The following is a 19,430-nucleotide window of genomic DNA, read 5'->3' as shown; positions in this document are numbered from 1 at the left end:
CCCCGCCGGGGCACACCGGTCACCTGACCGTCAGGGTCAGGATCCTGTCGTCGCCCGCCTCGGGGGATCCGCGGCGGTCCGTCTCGCTCGTCACCAGCAGCAGCCTGTCCCCGCCGAGGGCCACCACCGACCGCAGCCGGCCGTACCTGCCCTGCAGGAACGCCTCGGGCTCGGCCGCCGGTCTGTCCCCGGCCAGCGGGATCCGCCACAGCCGCTCGCCCTTCAGCCCGGCCATCCACACCGAACCCCGGGCGACGGCGATGCCGCTGGGGGAGGCCTCGTCCGTCCGCCACACGGCGACCGGGTCGCGCATGCCCGCCAGGCCCGCCTTGCCCTCCGCCTGCGGCCAGCCGTAGTTGGCGCCCGGCTCGATCAGGTTCAGCTCGTCCCACGTGTTCTGGCCGAACTCCGCCGCCCACAGCCGCTTGTCCTGGTCCCAGGCGAGGCCCTGAACATTGCGGTGTCCGTGGGAGTAGACGACCGAGTCGGGCTCGGGATTGCCGTGCACCGGCTGCCCGTCCGGCGTCATCCGCAGGATCTTGCCGCCGAGCGACTTCCGGTCCTGCGCGAGGCCCGTCTCCCCGGTCTCGCCCGTCCCCGCGTAGAGCATGCGGTCCGGGCCGAACGCGATCCGGCCGCCGTTGTGCACGACCCCCTTCGGGATGCCCCGCAGGACCGTGTCGGGCGCGCCCAGCTGCTGGCCCGGCTCGCGCTTCTCGTCGTACCGCATGCGGGCGATGCGGTTGTCGGACTCCGTCGTGAAGTAGGCGTACACCATCCGGTCGGACGCGAACGACGGGGACAGGGCCAGCCCCAGCAGCCCGCCCTCACCGCCGGGCGCGACACCGGGCACCTTCCCGATGACGACCGCCTTCCCCGACGCGGCCGAGACCCGGCTGATCGTGCCCTTGTCCCGGGAGGCGACCAGCAGGTCCCCGTCGGGCAGGGGGGCCACACCCCACGGGGACTCCAGGTCCCTCGCAATCTCCCCCGTGACCTCCACCGAGCCCTTCGCCGGCGCCGCGGACGACGCCGACGCCGCGGACGACGCCGACGCCGACGCCGATCCGCTGGGCGCACCGCGCGGCGGCGACGCGCCCGCGGGCCCCGCCGGCCCGCCCTCCGGCGAGCACCCGGCCAGCAGCGCCCCGCACCCCGCGAGCGCCACGGCGGCCAGCACGCCGCGCGCCCGCCCGTGCCCCGCGGGCCGGCCCGCGCCCGCCCCGCCGCCCCGACGCCCCGTCCGAACAACTGATCGCATGGTCTGCTCCCCTCGGGTCCCCTCGACCGCCCGACGCGATCGTGCCCGTCACCCGTCAAACCACTCGGACACCCCCCGAAGTTCCGTCACTCGTACACCCGATCGAGTGGTCCTGGGTCGGGGCTCCGGGCGGGCTCCCCGGACAGGGCGCCTGTGCCGGGCTCCCCCCGGGTCAGTCCCAGGCCCCCACCGCCGCCGGCAGCGCCGCGATCTCCGCCAGGTCGGCCGCCGTCAGCCGCACCTCCGCCGCCTGCGCGTTCTCCGCAGCCCAGCCCGCCCGGTCCGCACCCGGCACCGGCACCACCTGCGGGCCCTGCGCCAGCACCCACGCCAGCGCCACCTGCGCCGCCGTCACCCGCGGACCGTGCCGCCGGGCCACCCGCCGCAGGCCCGCGACCAGCACCTGGTTCGTCGCCATCGCCTCCGCGGTGAACCGCGGGTGCCTGGCACGCACGTCCTCCCACTCGAAGCCCTGCCCCGGGGTCAGCGTCCCCGTCAGGAACCCGCTGCCCAGCGGCATCGCCGCCAGGAACCCCACCCCGCGCGCCGCGCACCACGGCAGCAGCCGCCGAAGCGCCTCCTGCGACCACACCGACAGCTCAGCCTGCACCGCGCTGACGGGGAACACCTGCTGGACGCGGTCCAGATGCCGCAGCACCGCCCCGTACGCCGGGTCCCCGCGGCGCCCCGCGCCCGGCCCGGCGCCCGCGCCGAGCGCGCAGAACCCCAGCGCGCGCACCTTCCCCGCGCCCACCAGCTCGGCCATCGCGCCCCAGGTCTCCTCCACCGGAACCTCCGGGTCCACCCGGTGCAGCTGGTAGAGGTCGATGACGTCGGTGCGCAGCCGGCGCAGCGAGGCGTCGCAGGCCCGCCTGAGGTACTCCGGCCGCCCGCACGCGACCACGTGCTGCTCGCCCGCGCGCAGTCCCACCTTGGCGGAGACGAACGCCTCCGCGCGCCGCTCGCGCAGCACCCGGCCGAGCAGCAGCTCGTTCGTGAACGGCCCGTACACGTCGGCCGTGTCGAGCAGGGTGCAGCCGAGGTCGAGCGCTGTGTGCACCGCCGCCAGCGACTCGTCGCCGCGCCGCCGCGAGGGCGCGTAGGCCCAGCTCATCGGCATGCACCCGAGCCCGACGGCGCCCACCGCCAGCGCCCCCGCCCCGATCGACCTGCGCTCCACCCGTGCGTCCCCCTCCGCGTCCGCCAACAACCTAACGGCTTGATCCCGATCCCTTGGCATAGCCTCGTGATCATGACTGCAAAGACCCCGGACGTCTGGCTACCGTTCCCGGCGGAGGAGGTCGAGGGCCTCCCCGACTGCTTCCGCTACCGGCGCTGGGACGGCGAGGACGACTTCCCCGCCGATCCGGCCGACTGCACCTTCTACGTCACCCCGTACATGAAGTCGCCCGAGGTGACCCTGCGGCCGCTGGCGGGCATGCCGGACATCGAGGTGGTGCAGACCCTCACCGCCGGCGTCGACCACGTCCTCGGGGGCCTTGACCGCCTTCCGGCCGGGGTCCGGCTGTGCAACGCCCGCGGCGTGCACGAGGCCAGCACGGCCGAGCTCGCCCTGACCCTCGTCCTCGCCTCGCTGCGCGGCATCCCCCGCATGGTCCGCGGCCAGGACCGCGAGGAGTGGCTCGGCGGCTTCTACTCCGCCCTCGCCGACAAGTCCGTGCTCATCGTCGGCCACGGATCCGTCGGCTCGGCCGTCGAAGACCGGCTCGCGGCGTTCGAGTGCGCGCGGGTCATGCGCGTCGCGCGCTCGGCGCGCACCACCGCGCGCGGTCCCGTGCACGCCCTCGACGACCTTCCCCGCCTCCTCCCGGAGGCCGACGTCGTGATCCTGTGCACCCCGCTCACCGACGCGACGCGCGGCCTCGCGGGCAGGGACTTCCTGGCGCGCATGGCGGACGGCGCCCTGCTGGTGAACGTCGCCCGCGGGCCGGTCGTCGACACCGGGGCGCTGCTCGCCGAGCTGGAGTCGGGCCGGCTGAGCGCGGCCCTCGACGTGACCGACCCCGAACCGCTGCCCGCCGGGCACCCGCTGTGGCACGCTCCGAACGTCCTCATCACGCCGCACGTCGGCGGCAGCAGCTCCGCCTTCGAGCCCCGCGCCAAGCGGCTGGTGGCCCGCCAGCTCGGCCGGTTCGCGGCGGGGGAGCCGCTGGAGAACACCGTGCTGATCACCAGCTGACGCCCGTTGCGCACGCTCCGCATCCGTCCGGACGCGCTCAGTGGCCACAATTCCCCATATGGTAACTCAGCGTAAAGCATCTATATCGCTGAGTGACGAAAGTGGTGTATCGTCCGGAACAAGGGGCTGCGCCACGAACGTCTGGCGCTGGGGTGATCGGACACTTTGGGGGGCGACGGGCGATGCACGGCCAATGGACCAGGGATCCGCTGCGGCACAGCCGCCGGAAACGACGAAGGGGCGCGCCGGAGCCGGCCTGCGAGGGGGACCGGTGAACCCCCGGGGCGCGGCCGCGGTCGGCCGGCCGCACGCCTGCGGGGGCGGCAGGAGCCTCGCCATGCAGCTTCTCCTCGCTGTCGTCAGCGGCGGCTACGCGGTCGGCGCCGCCCTCGGCTGGGGCTCCCAGGACCTCGCCGAGGTCATGGGCGACTTCGGCCTCAGCGCCGCAGCCCTGCTCGCGGCCGTCTCCTGCTACGCGTACGCGCGGACCATCGACAGCCGCGAGCGCCCCGCCTGGCTGCTCTTCGCGTTCTCCTCCCTCATGGGAGCCTGCGGCAACGCCGTCTGGGGCTGGTACGAGGTCGTCCTCGGCGAGTCCGTGCCCAAGCCGTCACTGGCCGACTTCGCCTTCCTCTGCTTCGCCCCGCCGGCCATCGTCGGCCTGCTCGTCCTCGCCAAGCGCCCCGTCACGCGGGCCGGCTGGGTGTGCCTCGCGCTCGACTCCTGGCTCATCGGCGGCTCGCTGCTCACCCTCTCGTGGAGCCTCGCCCTCGCCAACGCCGCGCGGACCGCGCAGGAGGGCGTCGCCGGCAGCGTCCCGCGCGCCGCCTTCTCGCTCGCCTACCCCCTGCTCGACATCGCCCTCGTCTCGATGGTGCTCGTCCTGCACTTCCGGCGCTCCGAGGCCAACCGGTCCGCCGTCAACACCGCCATCGCGGCGCTGGCCCTGACCGTGCTGAGCGACGCCCTGTTCACCTCGCCGCTGCTGGGCGCGGGCTACCAGTCCGGCCAGCTGCTCGACGCGGGATGGTTCGCCGGCTCGCTCCTCCTCGCGTACGCGCCCTGGGGCGCCCGCCGGCTGCCGTCCGGCCCCGCCGGGCGGCTCCCCGACCGCCAGGCCGGCCGGCCCATCACCGGCTCGCTGCCCGCGCTGACGCCGTACCTCGCGGCCGCCGTCTGCACCCTGGGGATCCTCTACAACGTCGTCGACGGGCGGAAGGTCGACCGCGTGGTCGTCTTCACCGGCTGCACCGTCGTCCTCGCCCTCGTCATCCGCCAGGGCATCATGCTCCTCGACAACATCGCGCTCACGCAGGAGCTGGCGCAGAAGGAGAACCACTTCCGCTCCCTGGTCCAGGGCTCCAGCGACGTCATCATGATCGCCGACCCGGCCGGAACGCTCCGCTACGTCAGCCCGGCCGCCGCGGGGGTGTACGGCCGCGAGGCGGAGGAGCTCGTCGGCACCGAGCTCGCCGCCCTGATCCACCCGCACGACCTGGGCCGCGTCGTCCACGAGGTGCGGCGCTTCCTCGCCGCCCAGCCTGCCGACGAGCCCACCACCCGCATCGAGTGCCGCTTCCGGTCCGGCGGCGGCGAATGGCTCAACGTCGAGTCCACCGTCAACCGCCACCAGGGCGGCCTCATCCTCAACAGCCGCGACGTCACCGAACGGGTCCGGCTCCAGGCCCAGCTCCAGCACAGCGCCGAGCACGACCCGCTCACCGACCTCCCGAACCGGGCCCTGTTCACCCGCCGGGTCCGCCGGGCCCTCACCGGGCGGCGCGCAGGCGACCGCGGCGCCGCGGTCCTCTTCATCGACCTCGACGGCTTCAAGGCCGTCAACGACACCATCGGCCACCACGCCGGGGACGAGCTGCTCGTCGAGGCCGCGCGCCGGCTCCAGGAATCGGTGCGCGCCGGGGACACCGCAGCCCGCCTCGGCGGCGACGAGTTCGCCGCACTGATCGCCGGCGACGCGGGCCGCGACCGGGGCGCCCGCGAGCACCAGGTCCGCGAGATCGCGGACCGGCTGCGTGCCACCCTCTCCCGGCCCTACCGGGTCGGCGGGACCGAGGTGCGGGTGGCCGCGAGCATCGGCGTGGCTTTCGCCGAACCGGGGATCACCCCGACCGACCTCATGCGGAACGCAGACCTCGCGATGTACCGGGCGAAGGCGGGCGGCAAGGACCGGGTCGAGCTGTACGCCCCGCAGATGCAGGCCGAGGCCGTACGGCGGGCGGAAGCGGCGGGACGGCTGCGGACGGCGCTGCGAGGCGGCGAGTTCGCCCTGCTGCACCAGCCGGTCGTCTCCCTGGAGACGGGCGAGGTCAGCGCCGTAGCGGCGCAGGCCCGCTGGCGCTCGGGACAGGGGATCCTCTTCACCCCGGCCGAGTTCCTGAGGGTCGCCGAGCAGGGCGAGGGAGCCCCGGCCGCAGAGGCGGCCGCCGCCGCGCACCGGCCGGACGGTGCGTCCGCCGCGGGCCGGGGCCGGCCCGCGGAGATCGCCCGCTGGCTGCTGGAGCAGGCCGTCCGCGAGGCGGCCGAGCGGCACGCGGCGGGGCACGGCGTACCGGTGTGCGTGCGGATGGGCGCCGACCGGCTGCTGGACCGGGCCGGACCGCCCGGCTCCCTGGAGGCGCTGCTGCGCCGCCACGGGCTGCCGCCCGGGGCGCTGGTCGTCGAGCTGGCCGAGAGCGACCCCCGGGTCCCCTTCGACGAGCTGGAGCGACGCCTGGCCGCCCTGCGCCGGCTCGGCGTCCTGGTCGCCCTGGACGGCTTCGGCAGCGGCTACGCCGGCATCGGGGCCCTGCGACGGCTGCCGGTGGACATCCTCAAGCTGGACCCCGCGCTGGTCGCGGGCGTCGTCGAGTCCTCCCGCCTCCGCAAGATCACCGCGGGCCTCTTGCGCATCGCAAACGATCTGGGCATGCAGTCGACGGCCGAGGGGGTCGACCTCCCGGAGCAGGTGCTGGCCCTGCGGTCCATGGGGTGCACGCACGGCCAGGGACTGGCGTTTTCCGGCCCGCTCGACGAGTACAGGCTGCGGCGGGCGCTGGTGCGCGGTACGTTCCCAGTACCGGGCGGGGCGGTCGAGCCCGCCCTGGCCGGTGGTGCGTCCGGGGGCGCGATGGCCGTCCGGAGAGGCTCACATAATGAGACGCCCGTCCCACCTACTTGACATCCCCCTCCCGGCGGAGGGAGGGTCAGTGCCATGCGCACCCGAATTCTCGTACTTGGAAAGCGCGTCGGCTGAAGCCGGGACCTGCATGTCCCCGCTCCGTGCACCCGACGCGCTCCCCTCGCTTGCCATCCGGCACGAGGGGTTTTTTGTTGCACTGGCACACCTTCGAACCGTCGTAAAACCCTCAGCTTCGAGAAGAGAATGCCGATGACCGAGCAGGCCTCCGGGGCCCAGCATCCGCAGCCGCGGCCCCGTTCCGGCGGACAGCAGCCCGCCGCCGTTGAGCACGTCACGGGTGCGCAGTCCCTCATCCGCTCTCTCGAAGAGGTGGGGTGCGACACCGTCTTCGGCATTCCGGGCGGCGCGATCCTCCCGGCGTACGACCCGATGATGGACAGCACCAAGGTCCGCCACATCCTGGTCCGGCACGAGCAGGGCGCCGGCCACGCGGCCACTGGCTATGCGCAGGCCACCGGCAAGGTCGGCGTGTGCATGGCCACCTCCGGCCCCGGCGCCACCAACCTCGTCACCCCCATCGCCGACGCGCACATGGACTCCGTCCCGCTCGTCGCGATCACCGGCCAGGTCTCCTCCAAGGCGATCGGCACCGACGCCTTCCAGGAGGCGGACATCGTCGGCATCACCATGCCGATCACCAAGCACAACTTCCTGGTCACCAAGGCCGAGGACATCCCCAAGACCATCGCCGAGGCCTTCCACATCGCGTCCACCGGCCGCCCGGGCCCGGTCCTCGTCGACATCGCCAAGGACGCCCTGCAGGCCCGCACCGCCTTCTCCTGGCCGCCCAGCCAGGACCTGCCCGGCTACCGCCCGGTCACCAAGCCGCACGCCAAGCAGATCCGCGAGGCCGCCAAACTCATCTGCCAGGCCAAGCGCCCCGTCCTGTACGTCGGCGGCGGCGTCATGAAGTCCGGCGCGACCGCCGAGCTGAAGGTCCTGGCCGAGCTGTCAGGCGTCCCGGTCACCACCACCCTGATGGCGCTGGGCTCCTTCCCCGACAGCCACCCGCTGCACATCGGCATGCCGGGCATGCACGGCGCGGTCACCGCCGTCACCGCCCTGCAGAAGTCCGACCTGCTGATCGCGCTCGGCACCCGCTTCGACGACCGGGTCACCGGCAAGCTCGACAGCTTCGCCCCCTACGCCAAGGTCATCCACGCGGACATCGACCCGGCCGAGATCGGCAAGAACCGCGAGGTCGACGTCCCGATCGTCGGCGACGCCCGCGAGGTCATCGCCGACCTGATCCAGGCGATCCAGGCCGAGCACAGCGACGGCAACGCCGGCGACTACTCCGCCTGGTGGCGGGACCTCAACCGCTGGCGCGAGACCTACCCGCTGGGCTACGACACCCCCGACGACGGCATGCTCTCGCCGCAGCAGGTCATCCAGCGCATCGGCGAACTCGCCCCGCCGCACACCGTCTTCGCGGCCGGCGTCGGCCAGCACCAGATGTGGGCCTCGCACTTCATCCAGTACGAGGAGCCCCGCACCTGGCTCAACTCCGGCGGCGCCGGGACCATGGGCTACGCGGTTCCCGCCGCGATGGGCGCCAAGGTCGGCGCCCCGGACCGCACGGTCTGGGCGATCGACGGCGACGGCTGCTTCCAGATGACCAATCAGGAGCTCGTCACCTGCGCCCTGAACAACATCCCGATCAAGGTCGCGATCATCAACAACGGCGCACTGGGCATGGTCCGCCAGTGGCAGACCCTGTTCTACAACCAGCGGTACTCCAACACCGTGCTGCACGCCGACGACACCGGCCACGACACCGTCGGCTCCCAGCTCGGCGAGTCGACCGCGCCCCGCAAGGGCACCCGCGTCCCGGACTTCGTCAAGCTGTCCGAGGCGATGGGCTGCGTGGCGCTGCGCTGCGAGGACCCGGCCGACCTCGACAAGGTCATCGCCGAGGCCAACGCCATCAACGACCGCCCCGTCGTCATCGACTTCATCGTCCACGAGGACGCCATGGTGTGGCCGATGGTCGCCGCCGGCACCTCCAACGACGAGGTCATGGCCGCCCGGGGCGTCCGTCCCGACTTCGGCGACAACGAAGACGACTGAGCCGGAAGAGCCGAGAGAGAGAACGCCCCACATGTCCAAGCACACGCTCTCCGTCCTGGTCGAGAACACCCCCGGCATCCTGGCCCGGATCGCCGCGCTGTTCTCCCGCCGCGGGTTCAACATCGACTCCCTCGCGGTCGGCGTCACCGAGCACCCCGACATCTCCCGCATCACGATCGTCGTGAACGTCGAGGACCTCCCGCTGGAGCAGGTGACCAAGCAGCTGAACAAGCTGGTCAACGTGCTCAAGATCGTCGAGCTGGAGCCGTCCAACGCCATCGAGCGCGAACTCGTCCTGGTGAAGGTCCGCGCCGACAACGAGACCCGCTCGCAGATCATCGAGATCGTGCAGCTCTTCCGCGCCAAGACCGTCGACGTCTCCCCGGAGGCCGTCACCATCGAGGCCACCGGCGGCGCCGACAAGCTCGGGGCCATGCTGAAGATGCTGGAGCCGTTCGGCATCAAGGAGCTCGTCCAGTCCGGCACGATCGCCATCGGGCGCGGCGGACGGTCCATCACGGACCGCAGCCTGCGCGCGCTCGAGCGCAGCGCCTGACCCGTTTGGCTCTCGCATCGCGAGACCAGGAAACTTCGTCCACGTTCCCCGCCGTACGGTGGGAGCAACACCAGCGCACCAAGGAGATATCCCAGTGGCCGAGCTGTTCTACGAGAACGACGCCGACCTGTCCATCATCCAGGGCCGCAAGGTCGCGGTCATCGGCTACGGCAGCCAGGGCCACGCCCACGCGCTGTCGCTGCGTGACTCCGGCGTCGACGTCGTCGTCGGCCTGAAGGAGGGCTCCAAGTCCAAGGCGAAGGCCGAGGAGCAGGGGCTGAAGGTCCTGCCGGTGGCGGAGGCCGCCGAGTGGGCGAACGTCATCATGATCCTGGCGCCGGACCCGCTCCAGGCCGAGATCTACGAGGAGTCCGTCAAGGACCACCTGAAGGAGGGCGACGCGCTCTTCTTCGGCCACGGCTTCAACGTCCGGTACGGCTTCATCAAGCCCCCGTCCAACGTGGACGTCGCCCTCGTCGCCCCGAAGGGCCCGGGCCACCTGGTCCGCCGCCAGTACGAGGAGGGCCGCGGCGTCCCGTGCATCGCCGCCGTCGAGCAGGACGCCACCGGCAAGGCCTTCGACCTCGCGCTCTCCTACGCGGCCGGCATCGGCGGCACCCGCGCCGGCGTCATCAAGACCACCTTCAAGGAGGAGACCGAGACCGACCTGTTCGGTGAGCAGGCCGTCCTCTGCGGTGGTGCCTCCGCCCTGGTCAAGGCCGGTTTCGAGACGCTGACCGAGGCCGGCTACCAGCCGGAGATCGCCTACTTCGAGTGCCTGCACGAGCTGAAGCTCATCGTGGACCTCATGTACGAGGGCGGCCTGGAGAAGATGCGCTGGTCGGTCTCCGAGACCGCCGAGTGGGGCGACTACGTCACCGGTCCCCGCATCATCACCGACGCCACCAAGGCCGAGATGAAGAAGGTCCTCGCCGAGATCCAGAGCGGCGAGTTCGCCAACACCTGGATGGCCGAGTACAAGGCCGGCCTGCCGAAGTACAACGAGTACAAGAAGGCCGACGAGGAGCACCTGCTGGAGACCACCGGCAAGAAGCTGCGCAAGCTGATGAGCTGGGTCGACAGCGAAGAGAACTGATCCGCGGCGGGGCCGGGGCGCACACCGCCCCGGCCCCGCGCCGCACCCCGGGCAGCCAGGAGCGCAGACCCCCGGCAGCGTGGCTTGTCCACCCCGGCCAACCCCGGACGGGTGATCCTTACGGACAGGCGGAAACCGGGCCCGGATCCGCCACTACACTGCTCAACACAACGCGTCAGGCCCACAGTGTCGTGCGTCTTCCACGCGGCTAGCCCCTCCACCGCCTGCGGCCGTCGGGACGGCCGTCCGCACTGGACTTGTGAGGACCCACGTGAGCTCGAAACCTGTCGTACTCATCGCCGAAGAGCTGTCGCCCGCCACCGTCGAGGCGCTCGGCCCGGACTTCGAGATCCGGCACTGCAACGGCGCCGACCGCGCCGAGCTGATCCCCGCCATCGCCGACGTCGACGCGGTCCTGGTGCGCTCGGCGACGAAGGTCGACGCGGAGGCCATCGCCGCCGCCCGCAAGCTGAAGGTCGTCGCCCGCGCCGGTGTCGGCCTCGACAACGTCGACGTCTCCGCCGCCACCAAGGCCGGCGTGATGGTCGTGAACGCGCCGACCTCCAACATCGTCACCGCCGCCGAGCTCGCGTGCGGCCTGCTGATCGCCACCGCCCGCCACATCCCGCAGGCCAACACGGCCCTGAAGAACGGCGAGTGGAAGCGCAGCAAGTACACCGGTGTCGAGCTCAGCGAGAAGACCCTCGGCGTCGTCGGCCTCGGCCGGATCGGCGTGCTCGTCGCCCAGCGGATGTCCGCCTTCGGCATGAAGGTCGTCGCCTACGACCCGTACGTGCAGCCCGCGCGCGCCGCCCAGATGGGCGTCAAGATGCTCGCGCTGGACGAGCTGCTGGAGGTCGCCGACTTCATCACCGTCCACCTGCCGAAGACGCCGGAGACGATCGGCCTCATCGGCAACGAGGCCCTGCACAAGGTGAAGCCGTCGGTCCGTATCGTCAACGCGGCGCGCGGCGGCATCGTGGACGAGGCCGCGCTGTACTCCGCGCTCAAGGAGGGCCGCGTCGCCGGCGCCGGCCTCGACGTGTACGCGAAGGAGCCCTGCACGGACTCCCCGCTCTTCGAGCTCGACCAGGTCGTCTGCACCCCGCACCTCGGCGCGTCCACGGACGAGGCCCAGGAGAAGGCCGGCATCGCCGTCGCCAAGTCGGTGCGCCTGGCCCTGGCCGGCGAGCTCGTGCCGGACGCGGTCAACGTCCAGGGCGGCGTGATCGCCGAGGACGTCCGCCCGGGCCTGCCGCTCGCCGAGAAGCTCGGCCGGATCTTCACCGCGCTCGCGGGCGAGGTCGCGGTCCGCCTCGACGTCGAGGTCTGCGGCGAGATCACCCAGCACGACGTCAAGGTGCTGGAGCTCTCCGCTCTCAAGGGCGTCTTCGAGGACGTCGTCGACGAGACCGTCTCCTACGTCAACGCCCCGCTGTTCGCGCAGGAGCGCGGCGTCGAGGTCCGCCTGACCACCAGCTCGGAGTCCCCGGACCACCGCAACGTGGTGACCGTCCGCGGCACCCTGTCGGACGGGCAGGAGGTGGCGGTCTCCGGCACCCTCGCCGGCCCCAAGCACCTCCAGAAGATCGTCGGCGTCGGCGAGTACGACGTGGACCTGGCCCTCGCCGACCACATGGTCGTGCTGCGCTACACCGACCGGCCCGGCGTCGTCGGCACCGTCGGCCGGATCCTCGGCGAGGGCGGCCTGAACATCGCGGGCATGCAGGTGGCGCGTGCGGAGGAGCACGGCGAGGCGCTCGCCGTCCTCACCGTGGACGACACCGTCCCGGCGGCCGTGCTGGCCGAGATCGCGGAGGCGATCGGCGCGACGTCGGCCCGCACGGTGAACCTGGCCGACTGACCGCGTACGCGACCCCGCGTCGCCGTACGCCGCCGAAGGGCCCGGGGAGCAGTCCCCGGGCCCTTCGCGCGGGCGCGCCGGCCGTCAGGCGTGAAGCCGGGCCGTCTTCAGGGCCATGTGGAGGAGCAGGCGGTCCTCGCCCTCGTCGAGGTCGAGCCCGGTCAGCTGCTCCACCCGGGCCAGCCGGTAGTACAGGGTCTGGCGGTGGATGCCCAGGGCCGCCGCCGCCCGGCCCGCCTGGCCCGCGCAGTCCAGGAACACCTCCGCCGTCCGGGCCAGCTCCCGCTGGGCCGGGCCGAGCAGGGGGCGGGCCGCCGGGTCGTCCGCCGGGGCGGCGGAGGCGAGCGCCGACAGCATCCGGTACGGGCCGATCGCCGACCAGCGGGCCACCGGGCCGAGCCGCGGCTGCGCGGCAGCCGCCCGGGCTGCCGCCGAAGCCTGCGCCCAGGCGTCCGCGAGCCCGCCGAGGCCCCGGCCGGGCTCCGCGATCCCCGCGGCCGGGCCGCCCGGAGCGCCGCCAGGCGCGAGCGCCACGGCGGCGCCGGTCCGCCCGCCGGCTGCGGGCGCGCCGCCCGCCCGTCCGCCCGCCCCCGGGCCGGCTGCGGAGGCATTGCCGGGCCGTCCGGCCGCCGCCGTACGGGCCGTCCCGGCCGCCGCTGCCGGCACCGCCGCGCCCGCCGCGGTGCGGCCGCCACCGGCCGCCGCTGCACCGGCCGCCGTACGGGCGGCTGCGCCGGCCCCGGGGCCCGATCCGAGCAGGCGGGTCGCCACCGCCTCCGCCGGGCCGAGGACGTCCGCCGAGCGCAGCCTGACCAGGACGGCCAGTGCCCGGCCCGTGCCGGGACCGCGCCCGCCGGAGCCTCCAGGGCTGCCGCCGGCCGCGTCGCGCGGCCCCGAGCCGGCTCCGCCCGGGGTGTCCGGTGCGCCCTGCCCGGGGCCCGCGTCCGCCCCGCGCCCCGGCACCACGCACACTGCCGCGGCCCCCGGCACGGTCGCCGGTGCCTCCGCGGTCCAGGGGGCCACGCACACCACCGTGTGCAGCTCGTCCGCGGCGGCCGGGCCGAGCGCCGCCCGGAGCGCCGAGACGGCCATGTCCTGCTGCCAGCCGCGGCCCGCGGTCAGCACCGCGAGGAACTCCCGGGACAAGTCGGCGCCCGCTTTGGCCTCCTCGGCGAGGAGGACGCCGATCCGGTCCGCCACCTCCATCGCGGCGGCCAGCGCCTCCGGTGCCGGTCCCGGCTCCCGGTCCAGCAGCCACACGTAGCCCTGGACGATCCCGCGGTAGCGCACCGGCAGGCAGATCCGGCCCCGGAAGACGCCCGCCTCCGGTGCTGCCGGGATCCGGACGGGGCCGGTGGCGCGGGCGATGCCGAAGCCCTCGAACCAGGACCGCACGGCAGCCGTCGAGCCGCGGGTCAGGATCGACCGGGTCCGGACCGGGTCCATGGCGAGGTCGTCGTCGCTGTCGTGCGCGCCGAAGGCGATCAGGCGGAAGTCCCGGTTCTCCAGTGTCGCGGGGGCGCCGAGCAGTGTGGAGATCTCGTCCACCAGGTCCTGGTAATCGCCTTTCACCCGGCCATTCTCCCACCCGCAAACCCGTCTTTCAGACAGGTGTATGAGATCGCGGACACGGATGCGTGACAGCTGTCGATGGCAGAGGATCCGGTCCATCCTTAGGTTTCACGGTGGTTTCACTTGCGTTTTCCCTGCGGTCCCCGCCCACCCCCCGAGGGGGGTCCGTGACTGCTTCTGCCACCTGTTGGAGGTGCCCCGTGCTGGGTCCCGCGATCCTCGCCGCCTCGCGCAGCGACAAGATGCGCCGAATCGTCTCTGCCGCCCCGGTGACCAAGCCCGTGGTGACCCGCTTCATCCCCGGCGAGACGGTCGACCAGGTCATCCCGATCGTCGAGGAGCTCACCCGCAAGGGCCTCGAGGTCACGCTGGACGTCGTCGGCGAGGACATCACCACGGTGGAGCAGTCGTACGCCGCCCGCGACGCCTACCTGGAGCTCATCGGCCGCCTGAAGGACCTGGGCCTGGGCGAGAAGGCCGAGATGTCGGTGAAGCTGTCGATGTTCGGACAGGCGCTGGAGGGCGGCCACGAGCTCGCCCTCGCCAACGTCCGCCCGGTCGTCGAGGCCGCCGCCGCGATCGGCACCACGGTCACCCTCGACGCCGAGGACCACACCACCCTCGACTCGATGTTCGCCATCCACGAGGAGCTGCGCAAGGACTTCCCGCAGACCGGCTGCGTCATCCAGGCGTACCTCTTCCGCACCGAGGCCGACGCCCGCCGCCTGGCCGATGCCGGCAGCCGCGTCCGCATCGTGAAGGGCGCCTACAAGGAGCCCGCCGAGGTCGCCTACCAGGACAAGGGCGAGATCGACAAGGCGTACGTCCGCATCCTGAAGACGCTCATGGAGGGCAAGGGCTACCCGATGATCGGGTCCCACGACCCCCGCCTGATCGCCATCGGGCAGGAACTGGCCCGCCAGGCCGGCCGCAAGCCGGACGAGTACGAGTTCCAGATGCTCTACGGCATCCGCAGCGAGGAGCACCTGCGGCTCGCCGCCGAGGGCCACCGCATGCGGGTCTACACCGCCTACGGCACCGACTGGTACGGCTACTTCATGCGCCGCCTCGCCGAGAAGCCCGCGAACCTGCTCTTCTTCCTCCGCTCGATGATCACCAAGAACTAGGTCAAGGAGTTTTCAGACCCATGGATGCTGTGACCCAGGTCCCCGCCCCGGTCAACGAGCCGGTCCACTCGTACGCTCCCGGCAGCCCCGAGCGCGCGCGCCTCGAGGAGCAGCTGAAGCTGCTCTCCGAGAACCCGATCGAGCTGCCGATGACGATCAACGGCGTCAAGCGGATGGGCGGCGGAGAGCGCTTCGACGTGGTCCAGCCGCACGACCACAAGTCGGTGATCGGCACCTACGCCAACGCCACCGCGGCCGACGCGCAGGACGCCGTCGACGCCGCCCTGGCCGCCGCCCCGGCGTGGCGCGCCATGTCCTTCGACGACCGCGCCGCGATCATCCTGCGCGCCGCCGAGCTGCTCGCCGGCCCGTGGCGCGAGAAGCTGGCCGCCTCCACGATGCTCGGCCAGTCCAAGACCGCCCAGCAGGCCGAGATCGACACCCCGTGCGAGCTCGTCGACTTCTGGCGCTTCAACGTCCACTTCGCCCGCCAGATCCTGGCCGAGCAGCCGGTCGCGAACTCCGCCGGCGTGTGGAACCGCAGCGACCACCGCCCGCTGGAGGGCTTCGTCTACGCGATCACGCCGTTCAACTTCACGGCGATCGCCGGCAACCTGCCGACCGCCCCCGCCCTGATGGGCAACGTGGTCGTCTGGAAGCCGTCCCCGACGCAGACGCACTCCGCGGTCCTGCTGATGGAGCTCCTGGAGGAGGCCGGCCTCCCCAAGGGCGTCATCAACCTCGTCACCGGCGACGGCATCGCCGTCTCCGAGGTGGCCCTGAACCACCCGGAGCTCGCCGGCATCCACTTCACCGGCTCGACCAAGACCTTCCAGTACCTGTGGAAGACGGTCGGCAACAACATCGAGAAGTACCGCTCCTACCCGCGCCTGGTCGGCGAGACCGGCGGCAAGGACTTCGTCGTCGCGCACCCCTCCGCGGACCGCGCCGTCCTGAAGACCGCCCTGACCCGCGGCTCCTTCGAGTTCCAGGGCCAGAAGTGCTCGGCGTCCTCCCGCGCCTACATCCCGGCGTCCATCTGGAACGACGGCTTCAAGGAGCAGTTCGCCGCCGAGGTCGACGGCATCGCCATGGGTGACGTCCGCGACCTGTCGAACTTCATCGGCGCCGTCATCGACGAGCGCTCCTTCGCGAAGAACAAGGCTGCGATCGACCGCGCCAAGGCCGACCCGACCTGCACCATCGTCGCGGGCGGCAGCTACGACGACTCCGAGGGCTACTTCGTCCGCCCGACGGTCATCGAGTGCACCGACCCGGAGAACGAGGTCTTCACGACCGAGTACTTCGGCCCGATCCTCGCCGTCCACGTCTACGAGGACGACCGGTTCGACGAGATGCTGGAGCAGATGGAGGCGGTCTCCGCCTACGCGCTGACCGGCTCGATCATCGCCGGCGACCGCTACGCCGCCGCCCACGCGATGGACAAGCTCCGCTTCGCCGCGGGCAACTTCTACATCAACGACAAGTCGACCGGCGCCGTCGTCGGCCAGCAGCCCTTCGGCGGCGGCCGCGCCTCCGGCACCAACGACAAGGCGGGCGCCGCCAGCAACCTCCAGCGCTGGGTCTCGACCCGCTCCATCAAGGAGACGCTGGTCCCGCCGACCGAGTACGGCTACCCGCACATGGGCTGATCCCGGCCCGCCCGACCCCGCCCCCGCTCCGGTACCCCCAAGTCCGGAGCGGGGGCGGTCTCCATTGCCGGGGCCGCCGCGCGGCTCAGACCTCCACCAGCACCTGCTCCAGCGTCTTGCGGACCAGGTCCGGGACCTCGCAGTCGTCGGCCGGGTAGCCGACCGGGATGACTGCGAACGCCTTCTCGTTCTCCGGCCGGCCCAGCACGTGCGCGAGGAACCGCATCGGGCTCGGCGTGTGCACCAGCGCAGCCAGCCCGGACAGGTGCAGGGCGGTCAGCAGCATGCCGACGGCGATGCCGACCGACTCGTCGACGTAGTAGTGCTTGCGCTTGCTGCCGTCCCCGCCGAGCCAGTAGCGCTGCTGGAATACGACGATCAGGGCGGGGGCGTCCGTCAGGTGCGTCTTGACGGCGTCCGTGCCGAGCGGGCGCAGGGCCGCCAGCCACTCGTCGCCGAGCCGGCCCTCGTACGAGAGCTGCTCCTCCTGCTCAGCGGCGGCGCGGATCTGCCGGCGCACCTCCGGGTCCTTGACCAGGACGAAGGTCCACGGCTGCTGGTGCGCCCCGGACGGCGCGGTCGCCGCGCAGGCGATGGCGTCGCGGACGGCCTGCTCCGGCACCGGGTCGGGGGAGAACGCGCGGACGGTGCGCCGCTGCGCCATGCGCTCGCGCAGCTCGGCGGCGTGCTCGAGGGTCCGGCCGGCCGGCATCCGCTCGGGCCGGTAGGCGACGGGACGGTACGGCTCCCCGTGCACGGGGGTCCACTGCTGGGCGGTAGGTGACATGGGCCGAGTGTGCCGAGGGGGCCCCGTGCGGGCCAGTGCCGCCTCCCGGCTGTTTGTCCCGTTCTGCGGGGACGGGGCGGGAATGGCAGCGGCGAGCACCGGCCGATTCGCCGCAGGGTGGTCCGGCTCCGGCGCGCCGGCGGTCAGTGGCCGCGCCGGCACCCGCCCGGCCGCTCCGGGAGGGCGCCGGCCGCTCCGGCCCGGCATGCGGATGCCCCGCTGACCAGTGGGAACGGCCCGTACGGACCCGGAGCGTGCACGGCCCGGGGGGGTATTGCAGCCGTACGGGCGCTCCCGCGGGGCCGGGGCGCCCCTGCGGGCGGCGGGCGGCTGCGGTTTCCGCATTCCGGATGGTCCGCCTGTTTCCGGCCCTTCCCGGCGGGGCCCGGCGGCCGGTTCGCGCCGGCCCGGCGGCAGCGGGACGCCCGCGCGGCACACTGGGGGCATGACCGGCACCCGCACGCGCCTCGCGCACACCTCGCAACTGGAGGCCGAGGAGCTCTCCGCCGTACGGGGGCTCCTCGACGGCGCCTTCGACGGCGACTTCGGCGAGGACGACTTCGAGCACGCCCTCGGCGGCATGCACGCCCTGGTGTACCGCGGCGGCGAACTCCTCGCGCACGGCAGCGTGGTCCAGCGGCGGGTCGTCCACGCGGGCCGCGCCCTGCGCTGCGGTTACGTGGAGGCCGTCGCGGTCCGGGCGGACGCGCGGCGGCGCGGCCTCGGCGGCGCCGTGATGGCCGCCCTGGAGGACGTCATCGGCCGGGCCTACGTGCTCGGCGCGCTCTCCGCCTCCGACGAGGGCGCCGCCCTGTACGGGGGCCGCGGCTGGTCGGTGTGGCGAGGCCGCATCGGCGCCCTGTCGCCCGGCGGCCCGGTCCGCCTGCCGGAGGAGGAGGGCTCGACGTACGTGTGGGCGCCGGACGGGGCCCTGCCCGCCCCCGCCGGGGGCCTGTGGTTCGACTGGCGCGACGGGGACGTCCTGTAGCACCCCGGCCCCGCCGGCCCGTTCACTCCGGCAGGCGGACCAGCATCTTGCCGGTGTTGTCACCGCGCAGGACGCCGAGGAACGCCTCCACCGTGCCGTCGATCCCCTCCACGACGGTCGTGTCGGTGCCCACGCGCCCGCTGCGCAGGTGCGGGACGAGGAACTCCTCCAACTCCTCCTGCAGGTCCGTGTGGTGGCGTACCAGGACCCCCTCCAGGCGCAGCGACTTGTGCACCACCTCGAAGAGGTTGCGCGGCGCGGCCGGCGAGCGGTCGCCGTTGTACGTCGAGACGGCGCCGACCCAGGCGATCCGGCCGAACTCCCGCAGCGCGCCGATGGCCCCCTCCAGGTGGTCCCCGCCGACGTTGTCCACGTACACGTCGATGCCGTCCGGCGCAGCCTGCGCGAGCAGCTCGCCGACCGGGCCGTCGTGGTAGTCGAACGCCGCGTCGAAGCCGAGGACGCCGGTGAGGTGGCGGACCTTGGCCGGGGTGCCCGCGCTGCCGATGATGCGGCGGGCGCCCAGCAGCCGGGCGATGTGCCCGACGGCGGTGCCGACCCCGCCGGCCGCGGCCGACACGTACAGGTCCTCGCCCGCGCGCAGGCCCGCGGTCCGGGTGAGCGCGGCGTACGCGGTCAGGCCGGTGCCGCCGAGGATGCCGAGGTGGGCCTCCAGGGGGACGCCCTCGTGGCGGCGGATCCTGCGCGTGCCGTCCGCGCCGGGCGACACCAGCGCGTGCGTGCGCCAGCCCTGGCGGTGGAAGACGAGGTCGCCCTCCGCGAGGCCCGGGTCGCGGGAGGCGACCACCCTGCCCAGGGCGCGGCCCTCCAGCGGGGCGCCGAGCGCGAAACCGCCCTCGCCGCCGTCCATCATCCCGCGGTGGTAGGGGTCCACGGACAGCAGGAGGTTCCGTACCAGCGCCGTCCCCGGGGCCGGCTCCGGCACCGGCATGCGGGCCAGGGCGAAGTCGGAGGCGGAGGGGAAGCCGGAGGGGCGGGCGGTCTGGTGCACGGCGTACGCGGTGTTCTCGGTCATGGCGAGGACGTTAGGAAGGAAT

Annotated in this window: 14 protein-coding genes; 9 read left to right on the top strand and 5 right to left on the bottom strand. The window is 73.2% G+C overall.

Annotated elements, in window-relative coordinates; all coding sequences use genetic code 11:
* Positions 1-19: 19 nt before the first annotated feature.
* A complete protein-coding gene (locus IE170_RS10515; protein ID WP_189809060.1) occupies positions 20-1,261 on the bottom strand; it encodes a PQQ-dependent sugar dehydrogenase in 1,242 nt (413 codons plus the stop codon).
* Positions 1,262-1,433: 172 nt separating this feature from the next.
* Complete coding sequence (locus IE170_RS10510; protein WP_189809059.1) at positions 1,434-2,441, bottom strand: aldo/keto reductase; 1,008 nt, start codon at positions 2,439-2,441, stop codon at positions 1,434-1,436.
* Between the two features lie 72 nt (positions 2,442-2,513).
* On the opposite strand from IE170_RS10510, the gene IE170_RS10505 reads away from it, so the two are divergent.
* The 6 genes from IE170_RS10505 to serA all read left to right on the top strand — a co-directional run bounded on the left by IE170_RS10505 (position 2,514) and on the right by serA (position 12,246).
* On the top strand, positions 2,514-3,461 hold the full coding sequence (locus tag IE170_RS10505) for a 2-hydroxyacid dehydrogenase (protein ID WP_189809058.1): 948 nt from the start codon (positions 2,514-2,516) through the stop codon (positions 3,459-3,461).
* Between the two features lie 337 nt (positions 3,462-3,798).
* A complete protein-coding gene (locus IE170_RS10500; protein ID WP_223857018.1) occupies positions 3,799-6,639 on the top strand; it encodes a putative bifunctional diguanylate cyclase/phosphodiesterase in 2,841 nt (946 codons plus the stop codon).
* Positions 6,640-6,843: 204 nt separating this feature from the next.
* Complete coding sequence (locus IE170_RS10495; protein WP_189809056.1) at positions 6,844-8,730, top strand: acetolactate synthase large subunit; 1,887 nt, start codon at positions 6,844-6,846, stop codon at positions 8,728-8,730.
* Positions 8,731-8,761: 31 nt separating this feature from the next.
* The gene (gene ilvN / locus IE170_RS10490; protein WP_189809055.1) at positions 8,762-9,286 is read left to right on the top strand and encodes an acetolactate synthase small subunit; all 525 of its coding nucleotides are present in this window, start codon (positions 8,762-8,764) and stop codon (positions 9,284-9,286) included.
* Positions 9,287-9,380: 94 nt separating this feature from the next.
* Positions 9,381-10,382 (top strand): ketol-acid reductoisomerase, encoded by a 1,002-nt coding sequence (gene ilvC, locus IE170_RS10485; protein ID WP_125543393.1) that lies wholly within the window; start codon positions 9,381-9,383, stop codon positions 10,380-10,382.
* Between the two features lie 271 nt (positions 10,383-10,653).
* Entirely contained in the window at positions 10,654-12,246 is a 1,593-nt protein-coding gene (gene serA / locus IE170_RS10480) for a phosphoglycerate dehydrogenase (protein WP_189809054.1), read from the top strand.
* 84 nt (positions 12,247-12,330) lie between these two features.
* Here the strand turns inward: serA and IE170_RS10475 are convergent, their stop codons facing one another.
* On the bottom strand, positions 12,331-13,818 hold the full coding sequence (locus tag IE170_RS10475; RefSeq protein ID WP_189809053.1) for a helix-turn-helix domain-containing protein: 1,488 nt from the start codon (positions 13,816-13,818) through the stop codon (positions 12,331-12,333).
* 200 nt (positions 13,819-14,018) lie between these two features.
* On the opposite strand from IE170_RS10475, the gene IE170_RS10470 reads away from it, so the two are divergent.
* Both IE170_RS10470 and pruA read left to right on the top strand, forming a co-directional pair.
* Positions 14,019-14,945, top strand: a complete 927-nt coding sequence (locus IE170_RS10470; protein WP_189809052.1) for a proline dehydrogenase family protein — start codon at positions 14,019-14,021, stop codon at positions 14,943-14,945.
* Between the two features lie 20 nt (positions 14,946-14,965).
* The gene (gene pruA / locus IE170_RS10465; protein ID WP_189809051.1) at positions 14,966-16,597 is read left to right on the top strand and encodes an L-glutamate gamma-semialdehyde dehydrogenase; all 1,632 of its coding nucleotides are present in this window, start codon (positions 14,966-14,968) and stop codon (positions 16,595-16,597) included.
* Between the two features lie 85 nt (positions 16,598-16,682).
* On the opposite strand, the gene IE170_RS10460 is transcribed toward pruA, so the two are convergent.
* The gene (locus tag IE170_RS10460) at positions 16,683-17,384 is read right to left on the bottom strand and encodes a nitroreductase family protein (RefSeq protein WP_189809050.1); all 702 of its coding nucleotides are present in this window, start codon (positions 17,382-17,384) and stop codon (positions 16,683-16,685) included.
* Between the two features lie 445 nt (positions 17,385-17,829).
* On the opposite strand from IE170_RS10460, the gene IE170_RS10455 reads away from it, so the two are divergent.
* Positions 17,830-18,372, top strand: coding sequence for a GNAT family N-acetyltransferase (locus IE170_RS10455; protein WP_189809049.1), 543 nt, complete (start codon positions 17,830-17,832; stop codon positions 18,370-18,372).
* Between the two features lie 22 nt (positions 18,373-18,394).
* On the opposite strand, the gene IE170_RS10450 is transcribed toward IE170_RS10455, so the two are convergent.
* Positions 18,395-19,408 (bottom strand): NADP-dependent oxidoreductase, encoded by a 1,014-nt coding sequence (locus tag IE170_RS10450; protein WP_189809048.1) that lies wholly within the window; start codon positions 19,406-19,408, stop codon positions 18,395-18,397.
* Positions 19,409-19,430: the final 22 nt, after the last annotated feature.

This window comes from Streptomyces toxytricini (assembly GCF_014649915.1).
GTDB classification, from domain to species: domain Bacteria; phylum Actinomycetota; class Actinomycetes; order Streptomycetales; family Streptomycetaceae; genus Streptomyces; species Streptomyces toxytricini.
The sequence above is the reverse complement of the archived record's forward strand: the minus strand, read 5'-3'. Positions and strand labels throughout refer to the sequence as shown.